This is a genomic window from Kiloniella laminariae, from assembly GCF_027214005.1.
Taxonomy (GTDB): Bacteria; Pseudomonadota; Alphaproteobacteria; order Kiloniellales; family Kiloniellaceae; genus Kiloniella; species Kiloniella laminariae_A.
Genome location: NZ_JAPWGY010000009.1, coordinates 120,453 through 143,539, shown reverse-complemented (window position 1 = coordinate 143,539; position 23,087 = coordinate 120,453). Strand labels below are relative to the sequence as shown.

Below are 23,087 nucleotides of genomic sequence, written 5' to 3'. Positions count from 1 at the left end.
CGACTGGCTCGATGAGCTGCTGGCTGCCCGGGCCCGGGGAGACGCCGTATCCGGCAAGGACCTCGGTATCGAACACTGATATTCGAATCAACATCTAGTGGTGGGTGCTCTGAAATGATCTTTTTCTTGTGTCAAAGTATCATATGAATTAGTATTTTCATTGGACGACCATGACTAAAGCCCTTCTCTTTTGAGCGGGGCTTTTTTCGTGGCTTTTTTTTAGGAAAAAAGGAAATGTTTATGAACATCCTCGGAAATACATTCTACGACTTAATTGATCTTTATAGCCAAAATAATTTGGACGAAACAACCGTACGAAATCTCAAAATTTTGGGGCAGAACAATTCTATTTTGGAGGATGCAATCTGTATTGAAGGGCATGATGGTGATCGACATTTTTATACGACTTTCCCATCTTTGGAAACTCTGTCGACCATTGATGAACGAGTATTGGCCTTGTCGGGTAATAGGGCAACGTTACGTCAAAATGATACCTTCTCCTGCTTGGAGGAGATGAGCCGGCAACTGATTAATAGGTTCTTCTACAATGATCCCACTTTAACTTTGGATGGATGTAAGAGTTTCGCGTCAGTACTCAATGAATCTAATGCGCATGGACAGATCGTTGATGCTGGGGGGATGGGCAATAGTAATACGTCCATTTGGTTTGTTACGTGGAGTGAACGACATTGTTATCTGGCTTATCCGGAAGGAACAAAGGCAGGGCTATTATTTGAAGACATGGGAAGTCAACGGATCACAGATAAAGATAATGCCCCTTATTATGCGTTGGAGACCAAATATTCCTGGAGTCTGGGGTTAATTATAAAGGACTGGCGCTATATCTCTCGTGTTGCAAATATTGATGTACGTGAGCTTGAGACGCGAAAAACAGAGCTCTATAATTTTCTGCGGTTAGCTTATAATAAACTGAATATGCATTTCCGACGATCTGATACAGCTGGTGGGCGTCAGGTGATTTATTGTAATAGAGTAATCCTTTCTGCCCTTGATGAGATGGCAACGGGAGAATCTCATATAAAACAATATCCTGGTCTGAAGTTAAATGAACTAGATGGTGCAGTTGTATTGACTTATAAGGGGATCCCCATTCGAGACACTGATGCTTTGCTTCTGACCGAAGAGCGGGTTTCTACGTAATGAGGAAAATATTATTGATAACCAAAAGCCCCGCATTCCAGACGGAAAGCGGGGCTTTTGTCGTTGTGAACTATCTCAGGTGAGAGCGGTGGAAGATACCATTGTAAAGAGATCTCCCAATGCCTGTGCCTGTCCCAGAATATTTGAATGGGAGTCTATGGCACAATACCAGTCTGCGACCTTGCCAAAGGCACAGAGCAGGTTGTTATTGTCTGCCGTCAGGATAGCGACGACCTGTTCCCCTTCTACGGTGGAAAGGGGCAGAACTTCACCAAAGCTGGCGCCAGATGCGTTCTTTTGATAAAAATCCTGTATGAGATCAATATCCTGAGCAGAAAGACTGTCCCCTGATACCAGTAAATTAGACATACCTTGCCTCTTTCTTATCTATTACTACCTGTAACGATGAGCTGAGAATGGCACAGAAATGATGACCAATTCCTTTACGGGTGCCGGAAAATTCCAGTAATGAAAAACAAAACCCCGCAAGATCACCTGAAGAGGTCTTGCGAGGTTTACGCTCCATAAAGCCAGATGGCTTCGGGTACTGTTTTATTTCAGGTATTTAGAGCTTTTGCGTGATGACGCAGGTGATCTTCGATAAAGCTCGCGATAAAATAATAGCTGTGGTCATAACCTTCTTGCAGGCGAAGCGAGAGTGACTGTCCCGATTCTTGACAGGCCTGCTGTAACAGTTCCGGCTTGAGCTGTTCTTTGAGAAAGTTGTCGGCACTGCCCTGATCAACAAGAATTGTTGCTTTGGAAGGAGACTGGCGAACCAGTTCCGTTGCATCATAAGCGGTCCAGTTGTCACGGTTATCCCCAAGATAACCAGAGAGGGCTTTTTCACCCCAGGGGCATTGCATGGGCGCGCAGATCGGGGCAAAGGCCGACACCGATTTGAACAGGTCAGGGTTTTTGAGGTGAATGGTCAGTGCACCGTGTCCGCCCATCGAATGTCCGGTGATGCCCTGGCGTGACAGATCAGCGGTTTCGAAGTTGGCGGCAATAACTTCCTGCAGTTCCCGGGTAATATAACTGTACATGTTATAGGCCGTTGACCAGGGTTCCTGGGTGGCGTCGAGATAGAACCCAGCGGCAGAGCCAAAATCATAACTGTCGTCTTCGCCGGGGATGTTCTGTCCGCGGGGCGAGGTGTCCGGAGCCACAAATATCAGGCCAAGTTCACTGGCCATACGCTGGGCACCTGCTTTGGCGGTGACGTTGTCTTCTGTACAGGTCAGACCGGAAAGATAGGTCAGGACAGGAACCTTGTTGCCGGAAAGTGCTGCAGGCGGCAGATAGATGGCAAAGCGCATCGTGCCGTTGCAGAGCTTTGAATGATGGCTGTACACCCGCTGCAGGCCACCAAACATCCGGTTCTCGCTGATCAGTTCAAGTCTGGTGATATTGCTGTCGTTCATATCCTGAAATCCGCTGTCATTTGCATCTGATTATAAAAGAACAAGGGAGTGTCTGTCGGTCTGCCAGAGCACTCCCTTGGTAAAAAGATCAATTCCGGCTGCTAGTAGATCACAACAGAGCGGATTGATTCGCCGCTGTGCATCAGGTCAAAGGACTTGTTGATGTCTTCCAGCGGCATGGTGTGGGTGATCAGATCATCAATATTGATCTTGCCATCCATGTACCAGTCGACGATCTGCGGAACGTCGGTCCGTCCGCGGGCGCCGCCAAAGGCTGTCCCTTTCCAGGTCCGGCCGGTCACCAGCTGGAACGGGCGGGTGGAGATTTCCTGACCAGCACCGGCGACACCAACAATCACGGAAACACCCCATCCTTTGTGGCAGCATTCCAGTGCCTGGCGCATGGTTGTGACATTGCCGATACATTCAAAGGAATAGTCGGCACCGCCGTTGGTCACATCCAGGATTGCCTGAACCACATCGCCGTCGATTTCCTTGGGGTTGATAAAGTCGGTCATGCCGAACTTTTCACCCAGTGCCTTGCGGTCATTGTTCAGATCAACACCGATGATCTTGTTCGCACCGACCATACGGGCACCCTGGATCACATTGAGGCCAATGCCGCCGAGACCAAAGACAACCACGTTTGAACCGGGTTCGACCTTGGCGGTGTTGATCACAGCGCCGATGCCGGTAGTTACGCCACAGCCGATGTAACAGACCTTGTCAAAAGGCGCGTCTTCACGGATTTTTGCCAGGGCTATTTCCGGTAGTACACTGTAATTGGCAAAGGTCGAGCAGCCCATATAGTGGCGCAGCATCTTGCCATCCATGGAAAAACGACTGGTGCCATCGGGCATCAGTCCCTGACCCTGGGTCGAGCGGATCGCCTGACAGAGGTTGGTTTTAGGGTTCAAACAATATTCACACTCGCGACATTCCGGCGTATAGAGTGGAATAACATGGTCGCCTTTTTTCAGGGAAGTCACGCCCGGTCCGACATCAACGACGACCCCGGCACCTTCATGCCCGAGAATGGTCGGAAACAGACCTTCCGGATCCGCACCGGAAAGCGTGAAATAATCGGTGTGACAAACACCGGTTGCTTTCATTTCAACGAGAACTTCACCGTGGCGAGGGCCCTCGAGCTGAACAGTTTCGACTGTCAGCGATTTTCCTGCGCCCCAGGCGACTGCAGCACGAACATCCATAATTATCACTCCCCGTTAACGATTTTGCGAGATATTGTTTCAACCTATTGCCAGAAGAGCAATGGTGAATAAATGATTCTTAAGTTATGCATGAGTTATGATGAGATCGTCTGTCTTATGCCGACAGGAATTTGTCACTCAGCTACAGACAGACCGTTGTAGCGAATAGCAGTTCCGGGGGCGGGTGTGTTTGCAGAAATCAGGAGCAGAGTAATGGGTTGGATTATGTCAGCTGTTACGGTCTATGTGGGGCTGATGGTCGTGATGTATCTGTTGCAGCCTATCCTGCTATATCCCGGAGCCTCACCCCGCGAAGAACCCGAATTTTATGGGGTTAAGGGGATGGAGAAAATTTCCCTGACAATGGATGATGGCGTTATTCTGACACACTGGTTCAAGGCACCAGCTCGTCTGGGCTATCCGGTTGTCCTCGCTTTCCATGGCAATGCAGGCCATACCGGTGATCGTCTGCCCAAGCTTAAATATCTCCTCGAAATGGGATTTGGGTTGCTGCAGGTCGAATACCGGGGTTATGCCGGGCACAAGGGGCGGCCTTCAGAAACAGCCTTCAAGGCAGACGGGGCGGTAGCCATGTCATGGTTGCTTGAACAAGGGTATGCCGAGCAGCAGATCATTACCTATGGTGAGTCGCTAGGGAGCGGTATGGCGATCTGGCTGGCTGCCAGATATCAGGTACAAGCTGTCATACTGGAAGCTCCCTACAGCTCAATCGCAGAAGTCGCCCAGGCAAAATACTGGTATCTTCCAGCCAAGTGGTTGTTACGGGACAAGTGGCGCTCGGATCTGGCGATACGTGATGTAACTGCACCTGTGTTTATCTTTCATGGCGAGAAAGACGAACTGATACCGGTGGCACTTGCCCGCCGTCTTCTGTCTCTGGCCCCGGGCGAAAAGCAGTCCGTTTTTTTTCAGGAAGGCTATCACATGGATCTTTATGACCATGGAGCCGAGAAAAATGTCAGGGAATTTCTGGAAGAATATGTCCTGGGAAAACTGGGTGAGGGAAAACTGGGTAACAGTTTGCCCGAAGCCGCCAAATAGTCTCCTTCCTCACAGCTTCTTGTTTTCGCTGACAACCTGATCAAAGCGGTAAAAAAAGTCGTCGGCGAGTTTTTGCGCAGTTTTTGTCACCAGCTTTGAGGCCATTTCAGCGATGGTCCCCTGCATGTCGCCTTCCGCCTGGAATTCAAGAAGGGTGGTTGTGGCATCCTGTTCTGACAGCTTTACCCTTGCCTTGCCTTTTGCAAGGCCGGCAAGCTTTCCCTTGCCTTCAGCTGCCATGACATAGGAATTGGGAGCATCAATCTCCGAGAGGCTGATCAGACTCTGCAAGCGGGGTTTGATAAAGCCAAGATTAAAGGAAAATACAGCTGTAAACTCGGTGTCCGAATGCCGGATTGCCTCATCACAGCGTGGAATGGCCTGTTTGAGAATTTGGGGGTCATTCATGGCTTCCCAGACCAGTTGGCGGGGGGAATTGATGATATAGCGGCCCGTCATTTCCATTCTGTATACTTTCCCTGATGGTTCCATGAAAAAGGGGAGCAATCTCTGCTCCCCTTGATATCATGTCTGTACGATATCTGTTTATCTTTGCACGCCGTATACCAGATCCGGCAAGAAAGTGGAGATGATCGGTACATAGGTAATGATGATCAGGAAGACCAGCAAAATCATCAGCCAGGGTAGGGCGGCCCGCACAACCGAGAGAATGGGCATGCCTGTAATCCCCGCTGTAACAAAGAGGTTGAGCCCAACGGGTGGCGTAATCATGCCAATTTCCATATTGACCACCATGATGATCCCCAGATGGATCGGATCAATTCCCAGTTCCATGGCAATCGGGAAGAGAATTGGTGCCATGATCAGGAGAATCGCCGAAGGTTCCATAAAGTTACCGGCTATCAACAGCAGAATGTTGACGACGATCAGGAACATCCAGGGTTCGAACCCGGCACCAAGGATGGCATCGGTGATGGTTTGTGGAATGCGTTCTGTGGTCAGGACATGAGCAAAAAGCATCGCGTTGGCCACAATGAACAGCAACATGATGGTCACTTTTGCGGCATCCAGTACCGTTTTGCGCACTTCTGCATCAAAAAAGGATTTTGGCAGGGCGATGGCAAAGTCAGTAATGGTGATGCTTGAAAGATCACGGTTTTTGAGCGGCCCCATATCCCGATAGACAAAGACGGCGACAATAAAGGCATAAACCGATGCAACAGCTGCAGCTTCGGTCGGTGTAAAGATACCACCATAGATCCCGCCCATGATAATCACGATCAGCATCAAGCCCCAGATTGCTTCCCAAAAAGCAGCAAAAACCTCGCTGGAAGACGCACGTGGCAGCTGCGGAAGTTTCTTTACCCGGGCTGCAACATAGATCCCGATCATCAACATGACACCGGCGATGATGCCAGGGATGACACCAGCCATAAACATACGCCCGACTGAGACGTCTGTTGCCGCGGCGTATACCACCATCACAATGGAGGGAGGAATAAGGATACCTAATGTCCCGGCGTTACAAATCACACCTGCGGCAAATTCCTTGGAATAACCGGCTTTTTGCATGCCGGCGATAACAATCGAGCCAATTGCAACGACTGTTGCCGGAGAAGAGCCTGAAACAGCTGCAAAGAGCATACAGGCCAGAACCGAGGCCATCGCCATGCCGCCACGCATGTGCCCGACGCAATCCATGGCAAAGCGGATCAGCCTTCTTGCAACGCCCCCAGTCGAGAGAAAGGCGGATGAAAGAATAAAGAAGGGAATGGCCAGCAGAGTGTAGTGTTCCATCGTGGAGAAGAGTTTCAGCGAGATGGAAGCAAGAGAATCATGAGAAAAAAACAGGATTGTTGTCAGACTGGCAAGCCCGAGAGAAAAGGCAATCGGGGTGCCGATCAACAGCAACAGGAAAAGTACGCTGAAGAGGGTGAGAATGGCCATATCTATCTCTCTCCCTTGCCAGAGTGATCATTGATGGATGTATCCTTATCCTGCGTGAAGTCGTCCTTAAAATGATCGATAGCATCCTTGCTCTCATCACCAAGAATACTGACACCTTCCTTGCCCGACAGCAGATCCCACAAAACAGGTATAAGCCTCGTGATAATCATGGCCATACTGATCAGCAGAACACTCAGGAATACCCACTCAGGGATGGGGAGGTCATCGGTTTCAGTGCCGCGCTTGAATTTGATGGCAAAATAAACCCAGCTGCCATAGAGCATCAATCCTGCATAGGTCATTGAGGCGAGGACAGACAAAATGCCAAAAAACCTCTGAACAGGAGAACTGAACAGTTTTGCAAAGGCATCAACGCCGATATGAATGTGTTTTTTTATGCCGTAGGAAATGCCAAACAGGACAAGCCAGGCGAAAAGATAGGTAGTCAGTTCCAGCGCCCAGATAGCCCCGCTGTTAAAAACATAACGGGCAACGACCTGCGAAAAGGTGACCAGCACCATTGTCGCCAGGAGAAGGGCGATGAAGCTTTCCTCGATGTGCGATAGAAATTTGCGCATGGGATTATTGCTTCCGAGTTGTAAAAAGGGGGCTCAACTGGACCCAGCGAGCCCCCCAGGTGTTAACCTACGAGATTATGAAGCCTCATCGGAATTACTGGTTAGACGCCAAAGCCGCATCAATCAGATCCTGGCCAATGTCATCGGTGAACTGTTTCCATACAGGAGACAGTCTTGCCCTCCAGGCCGCTTTCTGCTCAGGAGTCAGCGTCCGGACAACGCCACCAGCTGCAATGATCTTTGCTTTGCTTTCTTCGTTGACTTCGGTTGAAGTTGCGTTGGCTTCCTGCGTTACTTCCCCGAGGATACGCTCAAGATCAGCACGGATGTCCTCTGGCAAGTTGTCCCAGAAATCAGTGGAGGTTACGAGCAGGTAGTCCAGAACTCCATGGTTACTTTCTGTGGTTCCATCCTGAACTTCATAGAATTTTTTAGTGTAGATGTTGGACCAGGTGTTTTCCTGACCATCGACCACGCCCTGCTGCAAGGCACCGTAAACTTCACTGAACGCCATTTTCTGGGGATTGGCTTCGAGTTCCTGGAAAATTGCCACCAGAACATCAGAAGTCTGGACACGGAATTTCAGACCTGCGGCATCTTCCGGGTTTACCAATGGTTTGTTTGCAGAAATCTGCTTCATGCCGTTGTGCCAATAGCCAAGACCACGAAGCCCCTGTTCTTCCATCGCGCCAAGCAATTCGATACCTTTTTCGCCATTCTGGAAACGGTCGACAGCGGCAATATCGTCAAAGAGGAAGGGAAGATCATAAATGCGGTATTTTTTTGTGTATTTCTCGAACTTGGACAGGGAAGGTGCTGCCATCTGCAGATCGCCGAGTTCAAGGGCATCAAGGGCCTTGTCATCATCATAAAGGGTCGAGTTTGGATAGACTTCCACCAAAACCTTGCCTGCAAGTTCGCTGTTTACACGATCAGCAAACTGTTTGGCGGCTTCCCCTTTGGGATGCCCGACTTCCTGTACAACGTGGCTGAATTTAATGATTATTGGTTCTGCTTGTGCTGCAAATGCCATTACAGCAACACTTGCTGCCGCCATCAGTGCGGATAGTTTACGCATATTGTTCCTCCCACAGGACTTGTTTTTTCGGTACGTTTTATTACATGGTACTTCATTAAGGGCAGGTGAGGCTGATGCCTTTGCCTATTATAATAACAGCAAAGGCCGTGCCATTTTAGCCTTTTTCTACCTTGTTGATTTGTAACGTATATTTGAAAAATTAAGGACTGGCATGGCAATAAGTTGCCGAGAGGTGATTTTGCCATCGGCGGTTAATTGCCGATCGAGCGGGCTACTGTGTGTCAGTTCGTTTCAGATTTAATTTGGCCATCTTTTCATTCAAGGTTCGCCTCGGCAGCGACAGTTCCTGCATGACAGCTGTGACATTTCCTTTGTGACGGTTCAGAGAGGCAAGAATGACGTTCCGTTCGAAGAGGCGGACCTGCTCGCTCAGGGGAAGGGCGGTTTTAGCCTGTATTTCTTCCTGATTGTTCAGGATAATCGACAGTCTTTCTGCTGTGGGTCTGGTGGACAGGGCATATCTTTCAGCTGCATTTCGGAGTTCACGTACATTGCCGGGCCAATTGTGTGCCATCAGGCTGGCTATTCCTTCCGGACCGGGCATTTCTATTTCACGTCCAAAGGTTTCTGATGCTCTTTTGGCAAGAAGCCGGAACAGAATGGGAAGGTCGTCCTTGCGGGCCCTGAGAGGCGGAATTGTCATGACAAAAGTGGCAATGCGGTAGTAGAGATCTTCTCGCAATCTTCCGCTGGCGATGGCTTCTTCTGCGGGTTCCTGCAGGGCGGCGATCAACCGGAAATGTACCGACCTGGGGGTGTTGCCGCCAAGGGGAACAACCTTGCGCTCTTCAAGGGCGCGCAACAGTTTCGCTTGAAGGTCCATGGACATGGAAGAGAGTTCGTCCAAAAACAACGTGCCACCGTTGGCAGCTTCAAGCTTTCCGGTTCTTCGTGTCTGTGCTCCGGTAAAGGCTCCTTTTTCGTGGCCGAAAAATTCGCTTTCGGCCATTTGTTCAGGAATGGCGGCACAGTTCACGGCAACAAAATTCCCTGAAGGGGTTGGCCCAAACTCATGCAGGCAGCTTGCAACAACCTCTTTACCACTTCCGGTTTCCCCCTGAATAAGCACAGAGGCATTTGTGGGAGCAATGTCCATAATATCGCGTTTCAAGGCGCGCATGATAGGATTGGCGCCAACCAATCGTGCATCCAGTCCTTCCGCGGCGGCGAGGTCGCGTTTCAGGCTGCGGTTATCCTGGACCAGGGCTCTTTTTTCAAGGGCCCGGCGGACTATGTCGAGCAAGTGTTCCGGTTCAAAGGGCTTTTCTATAAAGTCATAGGCACCATTCCTCATGGCCTCGACCGCCATGGAAACATCCCCGTGGCCAGTCACCAGCACGACAGGAATATCGGGATCTATATTTTTTATTTCTTTTAATAAAGACAGGCCATCCATGCCGGGCATCTTTACATCAGAAATAACAATTCCGTTATAATGCCAATCCAGCTTTTCCAGCGCAGATCTGGCCTCTTGAAAATCCTCGACAAATTCATGGCCTGCCAGTTCCAGCCACTGTTTGGTTGAAACGCGGATTGCCCGTTCGTCATCTATCAGAAAGACCGGTCCGTCGGTTTCAATTTCGTTGTTTTTCATTTGATTGATGTCCATTGGAAGGGGCGTCGCAAAGAGGAAAAGACAGAGTAAACTCTGCCCCGCCGGAGGGATGATTTCGGGCCAAAATTTCACCTCCCAGATCTGTTACAATGCCATAGCTGATGGAAAGGCCAAGGCCAATTCCGTCGCCATTGGTTTTCGTGGTGAAAAAGGGGTCGTAAAGCTGCTCGATGATTTCCGGGTTCATTCCTGTACCATTATCCCTGACCCGGATCACGACTGTTTCCTGGTTCAGGTCAAGGTATACAGATATTTCTTTTTGATCTTTCCCGGACATAGCATCAGTTGCATTGCGAAACAGATTGACAAAAACCTGCTCCAGACGAATTTCGTCGCCTGTAATATAGATTTTTTCCGAGGGCAGATGCGTTTTGATCCTGACCTGTTCCCGGGAGAAAAGCGGTTGCATCAAACCGATTGCCCGGGAGAGGACATAGTGGACTTCAACAGGAGCCAGTTTCGTCGGAGCCTTGCGGGCAAAGGTTTTTAACTGCCCGGTAATGGCCCCCATTCTTTCGGTCAGGAAGGTGATTTGCTGCAGGGAATTATCCAGCTCTTGTGTTTTTCCCCGCTTTAGCAACAGGTTTGCACTGGCCACAAAAGTCCGGATTGCTGCAATCGGCTGGTTGATTTCGTGGGCAATCGCAGCGGACATCTGGCCGAGCGCTGCGAGCTTTCCTGCCTGAACCAGTCCATCCTGAGCAGCCCGGAGCTGCTGTTCGGACCTGCGGCGCTCTGTAATTTCCTGTTCAAGCTGGATATTGATCTCTTTGATTTTCTCGGCTTCCAAAGCTCTCCGGCTTGAAATGATTTTCAGGCGCCTTTCGCGTAGAAACAGGGCACCAACCAGAAAGCTGGTCATAAGAACAAGCCCTATGACAAATGTCGTCTGCTGCCTTTCCCGTACCAGGGCTACGGGATAGAGATAATGTAATGCCCAGGCCGGAAATCCAATATCCAGTGTCGAGACCAGAAAGTCGCGTTTGTCGATCTCGGTGACAGAGCTGCCGGCAATGCTGTGTTCTCTGGTTTTGAGCTGGCCGAGTTTGGCCTGGCCATATTGTCGGACGGATCGGATTTGCGTCATGCTTTCTTGTGAAATCGGCTGAAGGGATTTATAGAGCCATTCTGCTTTACTGGAGAGAAATATCACCGAATTTTTATCTGTAATAAAAACGGTTTCTCCCCCCTCGCGCCATTGTTGTTGCAAGAATTCAAGATTGACCTTGATTACAACCACACCAATGATGCCGGACTTTTCACGTACAGGGTGTGACATATAGAAACCGGGGATACCTGACACTGTACCCAAAGCAAAAAAACGTCCCTCTTTTCCAGCCATTGCATCCTTGAAATAAGGCCGGAAAGCATAGTTATGGCCAACGAAACTGACACTTTCTTTCCAGTTGGATGATGCGAGGGTCGTACCAAACCTGTCCATTACATACACGACATCTGATTCAGCTTTCAGATTTGTTGCATCAAGAGAGATGTTTATCGCCGAAACCAGTTCCTGGTTACCCTGCGATGCCGAGAGCAGTTGTCGAATGTCTTCATCTCTGGAAAGGACAAAGGGGAGGTAGCGGTATTTGTCCAGGGCGCCTATAACTGTCCCGTGATAGAGACTGAGGCGTTCTCTGGTTGTTTCTCTCAACTCCTGCAGGGTAAAGACGCCTACCCAATAGCTGGCAAGCCAGATGACACCGAACCCGAGAAGGACGGAAATGAACCAGCTGAGCCACGGGCCACGGATCATGGAGGAGCGCATGGTGATCATTGAAGGAGCAGGGCCATTGTTACCAGATAGTATGTGTTACCAGATAGTATGTTGTCGGTGAAATTGAACTATGCCTGACGTGAGGATCGCTGGAAAGATATAGCTGGATGCCTAAGGTAAAAGAGCCGGTAACAGTGCCTGTGCCCTAAACCTTTTCTGGAACCTTTTCTGGATTTTTTGCCTGCTTCCTGTGTTTTGGGGATGCTGTTCTTGTATCGGGGTTTCTCAGGAAAGCCCGAGGTCCGCTTATGCTCAGCCACCTCTTGTCTTTCGGAAACATTGAGGCTAAAGAAAAGGACGGAATTTCGAATGGAAACCATCGCTGGACATTGCTTGTCACGTTGGTCGAACAGTTAGAAGGAAGAATTGATGGCTCTGTCTACCAGTGTAAATCGCATGACCATGCTCGGGCTTTCGGTTCTTTCAATTTTACTGTTGCCAGCTGTCGCCCAGGCCGCCGGAGCCGGAGCTCCTCATCTTGAGGGGCAGGGCATGGGGCTGATCTGGGTTATACCTTTTGCTGGTATGTTGCTTTCCATTGCAATCTTTCCCCTCGTGGCGCCAAATTTCTGGCACTATAATTTCGGCAAGATCTCTGCCTTCTGGGCTTTGCTGTTTTTATTGCCGTTTACCTTCTTTTACGGCTTTAGTCTGGCGCTATATGAAACATTGCATGTCAGCCTGCTAGAGTATTTTCCTTTTATTATATTGCTTTTCAGTCTCTTTACTGTTGCCGGAGGGGTGCGAGTTCGCGGACGTCTGACTGGCACACCTTTGCTGAATACCTGTATTCTTTTGATCGGTACGCTGATCGCCAGCTGGATGGGAACTACAGGGGCCGCTATGTTGCTGATCCGTCCCATGATCAAGGCGTTGGAGGGGCGTAAACACAAAACCCATACCATCGTGTTTTTCATCTTTCTGGTGGCCAACATCGGTGGATCACTGACACCTCTGGGAGATCCTCCCCTGTTCCTCGGATTTCTGAAGGGAGTGGATTTCTTCTGGCCCACCACGCATATGCTCCTGCCGATGATTGTTCTCTCGGTTATTCTGCTGGCGGTCTATTTCGTTCTTGATAGCTACCTTTATAACAAAGAAGGCGCTGTCTTTGTGAGCACTGAGTCTGCAGAGGGTGAAGAAGAGGATGTTGCTTTCGCCCTGGATGGCAAAATCAACCTTCTTCTCCTGCTTGGTGTTATCGGGGCTGTTTTGCTGTCTGGCTTCTGGAAGCCGGGGATTTCTTTCGAAATCTATTATGTTCATGTCGATCTGCAAAACCTGATACGCGATGGTCTGCTGCTTTTGATTGCGTATCTGTCCCTCTATCTGACCAATGACCAGAGCAGGAAAGCCAACGGGTTTAACTGGTTTCCGATCCTGGAGGTCGGCAAGCTTTTCATTGGCATATTCATTACGATCATACCCGCCATTGCTATTTTGAAAGCGGGCTCAGAGGGAGCACTTGGCGCCATTGTTGAGTCAGTTACATCAAGCGATGGTGAACCGATCAACTTTATGTATTTCTGGGCAACAGGTATCCTGTCCAGCTTCCTGGATAATGCACCGACCTATCTGGTTTTCTTCAATACCACAGGGATGGATGTGGAGACCCTGATGGGTCCGGCTTCCAATACTCTGCTGGCAATTTCAGCCGGAGCGGTCTTTATGGGGGCAAACACCTATGTCGGGAATGCCCCGAACTTTATGGTGCGCTCGATTGCCGAAGAAAGCGGGATCGCCATGCCAAGCTTCTTTGGTTATATGCTCTGGTCCGGAGCTATTCTGATGCCCTGTTTTGTCCTGTTGACCTTTATCTTCTTCCTATAGGCAGGGCTAGGTATATTCAAACAATAAGGGGCTGACCATTCAATGGTCAGCCCCTTATTGTTGTTGAACATGTCGATTGGAGTTCTGCCAGAGAAGCCAGCACTATTCGGGTATTAGCAGTGTAGCCCTCGACTTGTCGTGAATGCTCTGTTTTATCGTCTTTCCTTGTGGAGGAAGACAATTGGGCCCGTTAGTGAGACATGACGACGGGAATGGTGGCGTGGTTGACCAGATATTTGGTTACGCCACCGAGGAACATTTCTCTCAGGCGGCTGTGCCCATAGGCGCCACAGACGAGCAGGTCACAGTTGTGGGTTTCTGCGGCATCGTGGATGGTTTGACCGATAGAGCTTTCGGTCTCGGCTATCTTCACGGTCTTGGCCTGGATGTCGTGGCGTTCCAGATAGTTATCGATTTCACCGAGCGAGAGCGCGTCCTGGGTGTTGGGGCGGATTGAAAGCAGGAGCACTTCATCGGCTTTGCGCAGAACGGAGAGATTGTCACGCACTGCACGAATGGCTTCACGGGTACTTTTCCAGGCGACCATAACCCGTTTACCGATCGGCTTGCTTGCATCAAAGCCCTTGGGGATCATCAGGCAGGGCAGGCCACTGAGCAGAGTGATTTCTTCAACCAGTCGGGTCCTGAAGCGGTCTTCAAAATGTTCGTGGCTCGGCTGGCTGAGGATAATGACATCTGCTGCATGCGCGTGATCAGCAAGCAGGCTGATGTGGTCTCCCCCTTCGACAACCCAACTATAGGAGATATTGTTGCGTTCGCAGGTGTCGCGGAATTCTTTCTCAAGCTTGGCCGCCTTTTTTTCGGCCGAGTTGGTCGCATCCAGAAGAAACTGAACCGAAGCGCCACGACCATAGATTTCGGCAGGCATACCGACCGGTGTCGTGATGAACAATGCAGAAACATGGGCATCGTGCTGTTTGGCAAGACGGGTCGCAACATCCAGACGGGTCTGATGTTCTTCGTCGTTGGCGAGATGAACAAGGATGCTCTTGTGGGTCATCGGGGGCTCCGGTGGCAACAGATTGATATTCTGCAGTAATCTTAACATAACAGCCTGCGGGGAACACAAGATCTTTCTGCGGTTTGACCAATCTTTTGCCGTCACCACCTTAACTCTGGAAGAGATGGTTTCAGATAAGGTAATTCTCTGGAGGGATTTAGGGTTACCAAGTGCGCGAATAATATCTTGCCTGAAAATCAGGGAACTCGCTTCTTGCGACTGACACGGCCAGGCAGTAGCGTGGTTTCACTTTTGAGGTAGTAGAGAGTTTCTGATGTTAAAGCGATCTGTTCTGACACTGTTCCAATCTATTGTTCTCTCGTTGTTTCTGATTTTTTCAGTGCAAGCCCAGCAGGCCTTTGAAAAAGATGATCTGGTGATTTTTTCTGCTGACGGGTCGGCACATCGCTTTGAAATAGAGCTGGCCGTAAGTCCGGGGCAACGTGCGCGCGGCCTGATGTATCGCCGGGAAATGACATCAGACGCAGGCATGCTCTTTATTTATGAAGAGCCACAAAATGTCATGATGTGGATGAAGAATACCTATATATCTCTGGATATGCTTTTTCTGGATGGTACCGGACGCATTGTGCATATCGAAGAAAAGACGACACCGCTGTCAACAAGGACACTCTCGTCAGAAGGACAGGTGTCAGCTGTTCTGGAACTTAACGCAGGAACGGTTTCCCGACTGCAGATCAAAAAAGGGGACATCGTGCACCACCGTTTCTTGAAGTAGTTTCTTGGCGTAATAAGCCATCCGCCTTTGCCTCTTGTGATAAAGAGGCGTGCGCGTCCTTTCTTGAAATAAGCAATTCGCTCTTTGCCATTGTTGCTGCCATCTGATCTGGCCTATAGCAAAATCTGCTTTATGCAAGTGCGGCAACCGGGCAACCCGCTGGGGTTGCGCTATTTGCGCGCCGCCGTTTTAAGGCCTGTGCACTTCAGACTTTGGGTTCCAACACTGCTTTTTCGACCTGTCTCCAGCCTTCACCCGCGGCGACCAGGCAACTGATGCCGTGCGGTGTGGTGACAATAATGGTCCAGGTGCCACCATCTTTGGCGGTGAGAACTTCGATCAGACCACCTTTGTTGGTAACGCCAATTGCTTCTGTTTTTTCGCTGTACCGGCTTGAAAGCATTTCCAGAATGCTTGCCCGTTTGTCACATTGGCTCTGGGCTTGAGCCGGTGCTGTTCCTACGAAACCCGTAAAAGCGATCACGGCAAGGGTGATATACTTCAACATTTGGGCCTCCTTTATCCAGGGTGCAAAACCTCGCGAGCACCTCTCTATGTATTCATGTTGCGCCTGGTGTCTTAAATTTCAATTAAATAGAGGCCAGTGTGATTTAGGGGAATATTCAACCTGTTTTTGGCAAGTACTTAATAACAATTGTTAATTCAAATATTGGTACAAAAAAATGTCCTAATTTTCTTCACGTAATAGTGATATTTTTATCACGATTGTGGCAAAATAGTTCCATTCAATCCTTTTTCTTGTGATTTCCTGTTCTATTGGAGATGGCAAATGCGGCCTGAAATGCTTCTGTCGGGCAATTTTTTAATGAATATGATCCAGGTTTTCAGGATTTTACCTGTTAGCGGCAACCTGATTTAATCCTGCCTGCTTGAACTATGGCGTTTAATCTTGACGCAAAGGCGAATAAATCAGATTGTCACCGCAGTTTTCCCGGCAGGTTTTCTTGTGAAAACGGCGGGATTTCAAATTATTTTTGTATAGAAATCGTTGAAACCAGATCATGTCTTCAGAAATCTCCAAGCAAGCCAACGCCCGGCGCACTTTTGCGATCATTTCCCATCCTGATGCAGGGAAGACGACGCTGACAGAAAAACTGCTGCTTTTGGGCGGTGCGATCCGCATGGCCGGGCAGGTCAAGGCCAAGGGCGAAAACCGTCGGGCGCATTCTGACTGGATGAAAATCGAACAGGCGCGCGGGATTTCTGTGACGACTTCGGTCATGACCTTTGAATACGAGGGTGTAACCTTCAACCTGCTCGACACACCGGGTCACGAAGATTTCAGTGAAGATACCTATCGCACCCTGACCGCCGTTGATTCCGCTATCATGGTGATTGACGCGGCCAAGGGGATTGAGGCCCAGACCCGCAAGCTTTTTGAAGTTTGTCGTCTGCGCGATATACCGATCATCACCTTTGTCAACAAGATGGACCGCGAAGGCCGCGATGTCTTCGAAGTGCTTGATGAAGTGGCTGAGGCGCTGGCACTCGATACCGTGCCGATGATGTGGCCGGTAGGGGGTGGCGGCACCTTCAAGGGCTGTTACGATCTGGTGCGCGAGGAAATGATCCCCTTTACCGGTGAAGAGGGCTTCGGCACGCCGGTTCCGGCTGAACTGCTTGGCGATGAATTGCCCAAGCTGTTGCCGGCTGATCAGTATGAGACCCTGCTTGAAGAAGCCGACCTTGCCATGGATGCCTGTCCGGACTTCGATCTGGAAAGCTACCGCGAAGGCCATCTGACCCCGGTCTATTTCGGCTCGGCCCTGAAAAGTTTCGGTGTCAAACAACTGCTCGATGCGGTGTTGAAGTTTGCACCAGCACCGAAAAGCCAGCCCACAGACCTGCGCCCGGTCAAACCGGCAGAAGAAGCCGTGACCGGATTTGTTTTCAAGGTCCAGGCCAATATGGACCCGAAACACCGTGACCGCATTGCCTTTATGCGCATCTGTTCGGGCAAGTTCAAACGCGGGATGCGCCTGAACCAGATCAGCACTGGCAAGTCTATGAGTATCCACAACCCGATCATGTTCTTTGCCCAGAACCGCGAACTGGCCGAAGAAGCCTGGCCGGGCGATATCATCGGCATTCCCAACCATGGCACCTTGCGCGTCGGCGATACCCTGACCGAGGGCGAACAGATCCGCTTTACCGGCATCCCGAGCTTCGCACCGGAAATTCTGCAGCGTGTACGTCTCGACGATCCGTTGAAGGCCAAGCATCTGTCCAAGGCTTTGGACTCGCTGGCGGAAGAGGGGGTAACCCAGGTTTTCCGCCCGGTGATCGGTTCCAGCTATATTGTCGGTGTGGTCGGTCGCCTGCAGCTTGATGTGTTGTTGACCCGGATTGAACATGAATACGGCATCAACGTCGGTTTCGAAGCGGCCCCCTTCGTCACGGCGCGCTGGGTTTCATCCGATGATGCGCTGGCCATGAAACACTTTCTGGATCGCAACAAGGGCGCCTTGGCCGAAGACCGCGACGGCTGTCCGGTCTATATGGCGCGGAACCTCTGGGATATGGGACGTATTCAGGAGGACAATCCGAAACTGCGCTTTACCGCCACCCGCGAACGCTAGGTGCCAGCGGCACCTGCAATTCAAGGGGTGTGCCAGCGGCACCTGCAATTTAATCGCTCTCAACTTGGCACTGACAATAAAAGGCCTCTGGGGACACTCCCAGGGCCTTTTTTTGTGTTACTTACCCTGGGCAACAGCTTACAGCAGCGTCCCGCCAAAGGGGTTTTCGCCCTTGCGGTCTTCCAGCTCGACCACCCAGAGATCCGGATCGCGCTTCAGGGCGCGGGCAACGTATTCATCGGCATCCGGCTCGCTCATCAATGCGCCCTTGTTGGCCGCCAGCCAGGCCAGATTGCCATCCAGATCACGGGTCTGGCTCAGGACCTGACAGCCGGGGCCGAGCAAGTTGATTTTGAGCAGCAGGCTGCCGCGGTCCTTGTCACCCTTGTGCAGGATCATCGCCGGGATGCCGCGCTGGTTACACTGGCGCACCTGCGCCATAATCCAGAGATCTGCTGAAAGATCAGCATTATCCATCAGCATTATCCATTGTCACAGCTCCGGCTATCAATTGGGAAAGCGGGAAAAGAAAACACAAATACCCTTTCCCTTTAAGGCTTTGTAAAGCTGATTCGGACAATGTGTTTTTTAGATAAAAATTACAACTCTTTTCAAAAAAGACTGTTGCCTTGTGCTATTCTCTGTCCTATACGAAGACCGTGGATACGGGGAGTAGCGCAGCCTGGTAGCGCATCTGGTTTGGGACCAGAGGGTCGGAGGTTCGAATCCTCTCTCCCCGACCACTGAAATTAAGAATAAAACCAAGACCGAAATACTAAAGCTGATTTCTTGAGGATCGACTTAAACATGCAGGTTCGTATCTATCAGCCGCCAAAAAATGCCATGCAGTCTGGCCGCGCAAATACCAAGCAGTGGCTTGTTGAATTTGAGCCGGAATCAGCGCGCGAGATTGACCCGCTGATGGGCTGGACTTCCAGCCGCGATACCCAGGGTCAGTTGCGTATGTGGTTCGAGACCAAGGAAGAAGCCGTCGCCTACGCACAGCGTCAGGGCGTGATGTACACGGTCGAAGAACCCAGAGAACGCAAGACGGTCCCCAAAGGCTACGGTGATAACTTCAGCACCACCCGTCTGGGCCGCTGGACACACTAACCCGACCTTAACCCAAGTTTCGCGCCCGTAGCTCAGCTGGATAGAGCAACTGACTTCTAATCAGTAGGTCGCAGGTTCGAATCCTGCCGGGCGCACCAAACAGAACGAGGCCTTAGCAAATAAATGCTAGGGCCTTTGTTGTTTTGAATGGTTTGTATAAACGTGTAATCTGATCAAATGCCGTTTATAATACTGGTAGGTCATTGCTGTTTCTGGCTATACTGCATTGTAAATAAAATCAAATCCGGGCTGGGAAAGATGAATACGACATTCGTGATGGTTAAGTGTGAACTGGGCAAGGTTTATGACGTTGCCGCTGATATTGCCGACCGGGTTGATCCGCCGCCTGCGACCTATTCGATTTCTGGCGAGTACGATCTGATGCTGGTATTTCATCTTGATTCCGAGATTGATGTCGGGCGTTTTATCACCAGCGAGGTCCAGACCATTCCCGGTATCCGCGACACCTATTCGATTGTCGGGTTCAAGGCTTTTTCCGGTTAAATCCGAAGAAATCTGACCTGACGAGAACACCACAGTTCTGACAGGAGAAGTCTTTGGCTTCTCCTGTTTTGATTTCTGTTTATATGTTCTGGCTAACTCCCGGACCACAAAAGAAAAATCAGGCAATCTCCTGCGGGGTGCGCAGATACATTGGACCGCCGCGCCAGCGCGGGAACGCGAAGCAGTTGACCAGCACCGCGTCGATATCTTCAGGTGTTAAGTAGGGGAAGTCAGCAAGCAGGGTTTCCCCTGCGACCTGAAGCGCCTTCAGAAGATTTAGTTCGGCTGCTGCCATCAGATCGGACAGAATGACAAGATCCTGTTGTTCTTCCCGACGCTGATCTGGCAAGGGAATGCCGTCTTGCACAAGTTGTCGGATTTCCTGATTATAGGCCTGCAACAGGCGCTGTCCGATCACGCCCTTTTCAACCACCTGATTACTGATCTGCAATGGGGTAATGCCCTGTTGTTTCAGTTTTTTAAGCAAGGCTTTTTCTGCAAAAAAGATATAGCGTAAGGCCCTGGACTGATCGCCCTGTTTCAATCGGGTAAAGCGTTCCCGTTCACGGACAAGCGCGGTGCTTGCGGGGGTGTTTGTCGCTTCCTGAACTGCGGCAATCGCCTCATGCGGCGCAAGCTGTCCCGGTGCGGTTTTCCGGGTCTCTTTGATCAGAACGTCCAGATCCCCGGCTGAAAGCGGAGCGGAGGTGGGACGTTTTGACAGGGGCTGGGGCAGAGGTTTGACCAGGATATCACGGGCAAAAGCAAGAGCCTGATCCTGCAGACTTTCTTCAGCTGTGGGCGAGAGCAGCAGATCAACCAGTCCCCAATCCAGGGCCTGTTCTGCGCCGATGGTTTTCCCGCCAGCAATCATCGTCATGGCATGGCGGGTTTCGATCAGGCGGGGCAGGCGCACGCAGCCGCCAGCCCCGGGGATCAGTCCCAGATTGACCTCGGGGAATCCCAGCTTGGCTGTGGTGTCGGCCAGACGGTAATGACAGCCCAGGGCAACTTCCAGTCCGCCCCCCAGCGCGGCCCCGTGAATCACGGTGATCCAGGGTTTTGTCGCCTGTTCCAGCCGGGTGATGACATCGGGCAACAGGGGAGCAACAGGGGGTTTGTTGAACTCGGTGATATCCGCCCCGGCGATAAAGGTGCGCCCGGCACAGATCAACAGGGCGGCCTCCAGGCTCTGGTCCTGATCGACCAGTTCGATCGCGGCCATCAGCCCGGCGCGCACCACCTCGGATGTGGCGTTGACCGGGGGATTATCCAGAATGACGAGGGCAATTTTACCCTCGCGCGACAAGGATACCGGACCGGCGGGCAGGGGCGAAGGTGAAGCCGTGTTCATGTCTTTCAGGTTCCTGATCTTTTACCAAGAAAACAGCGAGTCAATTCTGATCGGGGATCCGCCAGTGCATCGATAACATTGAAATGATGTTTCCCGGCGTCGTGGACAATGCTTGTCGGCTGACCCAATCCGGCCCAGACCGTTGCCAGCAGGTCATTTTGCAGCAGAAAAGCCGGGCGTTCTTCTGCGCCAACCCAACAGGTCAGCGGGCAGGTTTCGAGCGGGCGCTGCAAAGCGGCACTCTCGGCGGTTGCTTCGGCTTCATCCAGCTGCAGGATCTGGTTCATATCTGCGTGGAGCAGCGGGCGCAGGTCATGCAGGCCACTGATCGACAGCACATGACCCAGTCGTTGCCGGATCGCGGGTGGCAGCGGGCTGTCCGCACAGACCATGCGTGATACCAGATGTCCGCCCGCAGAATGTCCCGCCAGATGCAGGGGGCCGGAAATTTTCTCTGCGGCACAGGCAATCGCTGCGGCAATTTCCTGTGTCATGACAGATATTCTTGCGTCCGGGGCGAGACTGTAACTGGGCAGGCAAACCGCCCAGCCCTGTTCGACCGCCCCTCTGGCCAGATGCGACCAGCTTGACTTGTCAAAAGCTTTCCAGAAACCGCCATGGACAAAAACGGCCAGCCCTTTAGGGGGGACATGGGGTTGGGCAGTGGACTGGGCAGCGGGCAGAAACAGATCCAGTTTGTTGCGCGGGCCTGTCCCATAAACCAGATCCAGCTCTGCCCGGCCCGCTGCGCTCATTTCCTCCCGGAACGACCAGGCCAGGGCATTCCAGCGCGGCGGGTACTCTCTGGCCCCGTCGATATGTCCGGCGTTGTCATAGGCATCATTCCAGTCGGTAAAGATCGGCAGGTCTTTCTTCATTGAAAGGCCTGTAATCCGGTCTGGGCCCGCCCCAGGATCAGGGCGTGGATATCGTGTGTGCCTTCATAGGTATTGACGGCTTCAAGGTTCATCACATGACGGATCACGCCATATTCATCGGAAACCCCGTTGCCGCCGTGCATGTCTCGGGAAACCCGGGCGATATCCAGTGCCTTGCCGCAGTTATTGCGCTTCATCAGGCTGATCAGTTCCGCCGGGGCAATGTTGCGGTCAAACAGACGTCCCAGTCGCAGGGCTCCTTGCAGGCCGAGACTGATTTCAGTTTGCATATCGGCCAGCTTTTTCTGTACCAGCTGGGTCTGGGCCAAAGGCCGTCCAAACTGCTTGCGATCCAGCGTGTAACTGCGGGCAGCGTGCCAGCAGGATTCCGCCGCACCCATAGCGCCCCAGGCAATGCCATAGCGAGCGCGGTTCAGACAACCAAAAGGTCCGGCCAGCCCCTGTACATGCGGCAGCAGGTTTTCTTCCGGGACAAAAACCTCATCCATCTGGATCATGCCGGTGATCGAGGCCCGCAATGAAAATTTGCCTTCGATCTTTGGTGCAGCCAGTCCCTGCATGCCTTTTTCCAGAATGAATCCCTTGATCTTGCCGTCGTGTTTATCTGACTTGGCCCAGATGACAAAAACATCGGCGATCGGTGAATTGGTGATCCAGTTCTTGGCACCGGAAACCAGATAGCCGCCGTCCACTGCTTTGGCACGGGTGATCATTGAACCGGGGTCGGAACCGTGGTCCGGTTCAGTCAGGCCAAAACAGCCAACCCATTCCCCGGCGGTCAGTTTGGGCAGATACTTCAGGCGTTGTTCTTCGGTGCCATAGGCAAAGATCGGGTGGATAACCAGACTGGATTGAACCGACATGGCCGACCGATAGCCGCTGTCGATCCGTTCGACCTCGCGGGCGACAAGTCCATAGGAAACATAGTTGGCGCCGACCCCGCCGTATTCTTCGGGGATGGTTGATCCCAGCAGCCCCAATGCACCCATTTCCGACATGATCTCCCGGTCAAATTTTTCATGCCGATTGGCTTCAAGGACGCGGGTCGCAAGCTTGTCCGCACAGTAGGCGGCGGCACTGTCGCGGATCATGCGCTCTTCTTCTTCCAGCTGATCTTCCAGCAAGAAAGGATCTTCCCATTTCAGGGTTTCTGGTTTTTTACGGGCTTGTTCCGGGGTCATGGGCTGGGTTC

At 51.3% G+C, this 23,087-nt stretch carries 22 protein-coding genes and 2 tRNA genes; 9 read left to right on the top strand and 15 right to left on the bottom strand.

The genetic code is table 11. From position 1 onward, the window contains the following. Positions 1-240: 240 nt before the first annotated feature. Complete coding sequence (locus O4H49_RS18155; RefSeq protein WP_269424859.1) at positions 241-1,161, top strand: major capsid protein; 921 nt, start codon at positions 241-243, stop codon at positions 1,159-1,161. Between the two features lie 75 nt (positions 1,162-1,236). Here the strand turns inward: O4H49_RS18155 and O4H49_RS18150 are convergent, their stop codons facing one another. The 3 genes from O4H49_RS18150 to O4H49_RS18140 all read right to left on the bottom strand — a co-directional run bounded on the left by O4H49_RS18150 (position 1,237) and on the right by O4H49_RS18140 (position 3,796). Further along, positions 1,237-1,530 carry a hypothetical protein gene (locus tag O4H49_RS18150; protein WP_269424858.1) on the bottom strand — a complete coding sequence of 98 codons (294 nt, stop codon included), beginning with the start codon at positions 1,528-1,530 and terminating at the stop codon, positions 1,237-1,239. A gap of 188 nt (positions 1,531-1,718) precedes the next feature. Then, entirely contained in the window at positions 1,719-2,585 is an 867-nt protein-coding gene (fghA, locus tag O4H49_RS18145) for an S-formylglutathione hydrolase (RefSeq protein ID WP_269424857.1), read from the bottom strand. 101 nt (positions 2,586-2,686) lie between these two features. Continuing rightward, entirely contained in the window at positions 2,687-3,796 is a 1,110-nt protein-coding gene (locus O4H49_RS18140; protein ID WP_269424856.1) for an S-(hydroxymethyl)glutathione dehydrogenase/class III alcohol dehydrogenase, read from the bottom strand. 213 nt (positions 3,797-4,009) lie between these two features. Here O4H49_RS18140 and O4H49_RS18135 point away from each other — a divergent pair, with 213 nt between their 5' ends. Further along, positions 4,010-4,858: an alpha/beta hydrolase gene (locus tag O4H49_RS18135; RefSeq protein ID WP_269424855.1), complete on the top strand. Its 849-nt coding sequence runs from the start codon at positions 4,010-4,012 to the stop codon at positions 4,856-4,858. Between the two features lie 9 nt (positions 4,859-4,867). Here the strand turns inward: O4H49_RS18135 and O4H49_RS18130 are convergent, their stop codons facing one another. The 6 genes from O4H49_RS18130 to O4H49_RS18105 all read right to left on the bottom strand — a co-directional run bounded on the left by O4H49_RS18130 (position 4,868) and on the right by O4H49_RS18105 (position 11,835). Then, positions 4,868-5,323, bottom strand: coding sequence for a CoxG family protein (locus tag O4H49_RS18130; RefSeq protein WP_269424854.1), 456 nt, complete (start codon positions 5,321-5,323; stop codon positions 4,868-4,870). An 81-nt stretch (positions 5,324-5,404) separates the two neighbouring features. Then, positions 5,405-6,766, bottom strand: coding sequence for a TRAP transporter large permease (locus O4H49_RS18125; RefSeq protein WP_269424853.1), 1,362 nt, complete (start codon positions 6,764-6,766; stop codon positions 5,405-5,407). A gap of 2 nt (positions 6,767-6,768) precedes the next feature. Further along, positions 6,769-7,344: a TRAP transporter small permease gene (locus O4H49_RS18120; RefSeq protein ID WP_269424852.1), complete on the bottom strand. Its 576-nt coding sequence runs from the start codon at positions 7,342-7,344 to the stop codon at positions 6,769-6,771. 94 nt (positions 7,345-7,438) lie between these two features. Next, positions 7,439-8,422, bottom strand: coding sequence for a TRAP transporter substrate-binding protein (locus O4H49_RS18115; RefSeq protein ID WP_269424851.1), 984 nt, complete (start codon positions 8,420-8,422; stop codon positions 7,439-7,441). A gap of 232 nt (positions 8,423-8,654) precedes the next feature. Then, on the bottom strand, positions 8,655-10,037 hold the full coding sequence (locus tag O4H49_RS18110) for a sigma-54-dependent transcriptional regulator (protein WP_269424850.1): 1,383 nt from the start codon (positions 10,035-10,037) through the stop codon (positions 8,655-8,657). Continuing rightward, on the bottom strand, positions 10,018-11,835 hold the full coding sequence (locus O4H49_RS18105; RefSeq protein ID WP_269424849.1) for a sensor histidine kinase: 1,818 nt from the start codon (positions 11,833-11,835) through the stop codon (positions 10,018-10,020). The genes O4H49_RS18110 and O4H49_RS18105 overlap by 20 nt, the downstream gene beginning before the upstream one ends. A gap of 369 nt (positions 11,836-12,204) precedes the next feature. On the opposite strand from O4H49_RS18105, the gene O4H49_RS18100 reads away from it, so the two are divergent. Next, positions 12,205-13,665, top strand: a complete 1,461-nt coding sequence (locus O4H49_RS18100; protein ID WP_269424848.1) for a sodium:proton antiporter — start codon at positions 12,205-12,207, stop codon at positions 13,663-13,665. 190 nt (positions 13,666-13,855) lie between these two features. Here the strand turns inward: O4H49_RS18100 and O4H49_RS18095 are convergent, their stop codons facing one another. Continuing rightward, positions 13,856-14,686: a universal stress protein gene (locus O4H49_RS18095; protein WP_269424847.1), complete on the bottom strand. Its 831-nt coding sequence runs from the start codon at positions 14,684-14,686 to the stop codon at positions 13,856-13,858. Positions 14,687-14,960: 274 nt separating this feature from the next. On the opposite strand from O4H49_RS18095, the gene O4H49_RS18090 reads away from it, so the two are divergent. Next, positions 14,961-15,425: a DUF192 domain-containing protein gene (locus O4H49_RS18090; protein WP_269424846.1), complete on the top strand. Its 465-nt coding sequence runs from the start codon at positions 14,961-14,963 to the stop codon at positions 15,423-15,425. Positions 15,426-15,630: 205 nt separating this feature from the next. Here O4H49_RS18090 and O4H49_RS18085 read toward each other — a convergent pair whose 3' ends face one another. Then, positions 15,631-15,933: a hypothetical protein gene (locus O4H49_RS18085; RefSeq protein ID WP_269424845.1), complete on the bottom strand. Its 303-nt coding sequence runs from the start codon at positions 15,931-15,933 to the stop codon at positions 15,631-15,633. A 514-nt stretch (positions 15,934-16,447) separates the two neighbouring features. Here O4H49_RS18085 and O4H49_RS18080 point away from each other — a divergent pair. Then, complete coding sequence (locus O4H49_RS18080) at positions 16,448-18,025, top strand: peptide chain release factor 3 (protein WP_269424844.1); 1,578 nt, start codon at positions 16,448-16,450, stop codon at positions 18,023-18,025. A gap of 138 nt (positions 18,026-18,163) precedes the next feature. Here the strand turns inward: O4H49_RS18080 and O4H49_RS18075 are convergent, their stop codons facing one another. Further along, positions 18,164-18,502: a DUF1491 family protein gene (locus O4H49_RS18075; RefSeq protein ID WP_269424843.1), complete on the bottom strand. Its 339-nt coding sequence runs from the start codon at positions 18,500-18,502 to the stop codon at positions 18,164-18,166. Positions 18,503-18,691: 189 nt separating this feature from the next. On the opposite strand from O4H49_RS18075, the gene O4H49_RS18070 reads away from it, so the two are divergent. The 4 genes from O4H49_RS18070 to O4H49_RS18055 all read left to right on the top strand — a co-directional run bounded on the left by O4H49_RS18070 (position 18,692) and on the right by O4H49_RS18055 (position 19,642). After that, positions 18,692-18,768 (top strand) — tRNA-Pro (locus tag O4H49_RS18070). Between the two features lie 64 nt (positions 18,769-18,832). Continuing rightward, a complete protein-coding gene (locus O4H49_RS18065) occupies positions 18,833-19,138 on the top strand; it encodes an ETC complex I subunit (protein ID WP_269424842.1) in 306 nt (101 codons plus the stop codon). A 21-nt stretch (positions 19,139-19,159) separates the two neighbouring features. Then, positions 19,160-19,236, top strand: a tRNA-Arg gene (locus tag O4H49_RS18060). A gap of 160 nt (positions 19,237-19,396) precedes the next feature. Continuing rightward, on the top strand, positions 19,397-19,642 hold the full coding sequence (locus O4H49_RS18055; RefSeq protein WP_020591897.1) for an Lrp/AsnC family transcriptional regulator: 246 nt from the start codon (positions 19,397-19,399) through the stop codon (positions 19,640-19,642). 118 nt (positions 19,643-19,760) lie between these two features. Here O4H49_RS18055 and O4H49_RS18050 read toward each other — a convergent pair whose 3' ends face one another. From O4H49_RS18050 to O4H49_RS18040, 3 genes are read right to left on the bottom strand one after another with little or no spacing between them, the layout of a single operon-like run. Then, on the bottom strand, positions 19,761-20,996 hold the full coding sequence (locus O4H49_RS18050; RefSeq protein ID WP_269424841.1) for an enoyl-CoA hydratase/isomerase family protein: 1,236 nt from the start codon (positions 20,994-20,996) through the stop codon (positions 19,761-19,763). A gap of 5 nt (positions 20,997-21,001) precedes the next feature. Beyond that, complete coding sequence (locus O4H49_RS18045) at positions 21,002-21,874, bottom strand: alpha/beta hydrolase (RefSeq protein WP_269424840.1); 873 nt, start codon at positions 21,872-21,874, stop codon at positions 21,002-21,004. Then, positions 21,871-23,076 carry an acyl-CoA dehydrogenase gene (locus tag O4H49_RS18040; RefSeq protein ID WP_269424839.1) on the bottom strand — a complete coding sequence of 402 codons (1,206 nt, stop codon included), beginning with the start codon at positions 23,074-23,076 and terminating at the stop codon, positions 21,871-21,873. Before O4H49_RS18040 ends, O4H49_RS18045 begins: the two co-directional genes overlap by 4 nt. Positions 23,077-23,087 lie beyond the last annotated feature (11 nt).

What these genes read in the sequence shown, in the direction of transcription:
- O4H49_RS18155 (WP_269424859.1), top strand. Translation starts at nt 241, where the DNA reads ATGAACATCCTCGGAAATACATTCTACGACTTAATTGATCTTTATAGC.
- O4H49_RS18150 (WP_269424858.1), bottom strand. Translation starts at nt 1,530, where the DNA reads ATGTCTAATTTACTGGTATCAGGGGACAGTCTTTCTGCTCAGGATATT.
- fghA (WP_269424857.1), bottom strand. Translation starts at nt 2,585, where the DNA reads ATGAACGACAGCAATATCACCAGACTTGAACTGATCAGCGAGAACCGG.
- O4H49_RS18140 (WP_269424856.1), bottom strand. Translation starts at nt 3,796, where the DNA reads ATGGATGTTCGTGCTGCAGTCGCCTGGGGCGCAGGAAAATCGCTGACA.
- O4H49_RS18135 (WP_269424855.1), top strand. Translation starts at nt 4,010, where the DNA reads ATGGGTTGGATTATGTCAGCTGTTACGGTCTATGTGGGGCTGATGGTC.
- O4H49_RS18130 (WP_269424854.1), bottom strand. Translation starts at nt 5,323, where the DNA reads ATGGAAATGACGGGCCGCTATATCATCAATTCCCCCCGCCAACTGGTC.
- O4H49_RS18125 (WP_269424853.1), bottom strand. Translation starts at nt 6,766, where the DNA reads ATGGCCATTCTCACCCTCTTCAGCGTACTTTTCCTGTTGCTGTTGATC.
- O4H49_RS18120 (WP_269424852.1), bottom strand. Translation starts at nt 7,344, where the DNA reads ATGCGCAAATTTCTATCGCACATCGAGGAAAGCTTCATCGCCCTTCTC.
- O4H49_RS18115 (WP_269424851.1), bottom strand. Translation starts at nt 8,422, where the DNA reads ATGCGTAAACTATCCGCACTGATGGCGGCAGCAAGTGTTGCTGTAATG.
- O4H49_RS18110 (WP_269424850.1), bottom strand. Translation starts at nt 10,037, where the DNA reads ATGAAAAACAACGAAATTGAAACCGACGGACCGGTCTTTCTGATAGAT.
- O4H49_RS18105 (WP_269424849.1), bottom strand. Translation starts at nt 11,835, where the DNA reads ATGATCACCATGCGCTCCTCCATGATCCGTGGCCCGTGGCTCAGCTGG.
- O4H49_RS18100 (WP_269424848.1), top strand. Translation starts at nt 12,205, where the DNA reads ATGGCTCTGTCTACCAGTGTAAATCGCATGACCATGCTCGGGCTTTCG.
- O4H49_RS18095 (WP_269424847.1), bottom strand. Translation starts at nt 14,686, where the DNA reads ATGACCCACAAGAGCATCCTTGTTCATCTCGCCAACGACGAAGAACAT.
- O4H49_RS18090 (WP_269424846.1), top strand. Translation starts at nt 14,961, where the DNA reads ATGTTAAAGCGATCTGTTCTGACACTGTTCCAATCTATTGTTCTCTCG.
- O4H49_RS18085 (WP_269424845.1), bottom strand. Translation starts at nt 15,933, where the DNA reads ATGTTGAAGTATATCACCCTTGCCGTGATCGCTTTTACGGGTTTCGTA.
- O4H49_RS18080 (WP_269424844.1), top strand. Translation starts at nt 16,448, where the DNA reads ATGTCTTCAGAAATCTCCAAGCAAGCCAACGCCCGGCGCACTTTTGCG.
- O4H49_RS18075 (WP_269424843.1), bottom strand. Translation starts at nt 18,502, where the DNA reads ATGGATAATGCTGATCTTTCAGCAGATCTCTGGATTATGGCGCAGGTG.
- O4H49_RS18065 (WP_269424842.1), top strand. Translation starts at nt 18,833, where the DNA reads ATGCAGGTTCGTATCTATCAGCCGCCAAAAAATGCCATGCAGTCTGGC.
- O4H49_RS18055 (WP_020591897.1), top strand. Translation starts at nt 19,397, where the DNA reads ATGAATACGACATTCGTGATGGTTAAGTGTGAACTGGGCAAGGTTTAT.
- O4H49_RS18050 (WP_269424841.1), bottom strand. Translation starts at nt 20,996, where the DNA reads ATGAACACGGCTTCACCTTCGCCCCTGCCCGCCGGTCCGGTATCCTTG.
- O4H49_RS18045 (WP_269424840.1), bottom strand. Translation starts at nt 21,874, where the DNA reads ATGAAGAAAGACCTGCCGATCTTTACCGACTGGAATGATGCCTATGAC.
- O4H49_RS18040 (WP_269424839.1), bottom strand. Translation starts at nt 23,076, where the DNA reads ATGACCCCGGAACAAGCCCGTAAAAAACCAGAAACCCTGAAATGGGAA.